Genomic DNA, 225 nt, shown 5'->3' on the forward strand with positions numbered 1-225 from the left:
TCCGGTGCCCGGCGCACCTGCGCCTCGAACAGCTCATGGATGCACCGCTCCGACGGATACGCCACCTCCGTGCGGTTCAGCTCCTCCAGCAGATACCGGCGCTCCGCCGCCGGCAGGATCTCCAGCTCCCGCACCGGCGTGTGCGGCGAGCGCTCCAGCAGGCCCGCCAGATGCTCCAGCGCATGTTGCATGTAACCGCAGATACGCTCTGCTGAAACCGGCTCG

Annotated in this window: 1 protein-coding gene; it reads right to left on the bottom strand. The window is 68.4% G+C overall.

The window, feature by feature from the left end; genetic code table 11:
• The coding region (locus AB4Y34_RS42580; RefSeq protein ID WP_368719382.1) for a hypothetical protein at positions 1 to 191 on the bottom strand (191 nt) is incomplete at its 3' end.
• Between the last annotated feature and the right edge of the window lie 34 nt (positions 192 to 225).

The sequence above is a fragment of the Paraburkholderia sp. BR10954 genome (assembly GCF_040965775.1).
Taxonomy (GTDB): Bacteria; Pseudomonadota; Gammaproteobacteria; order Burkholderiales; family Burkholderiaceae; genus Paraburkholderia; species Paraburkholderia youngii.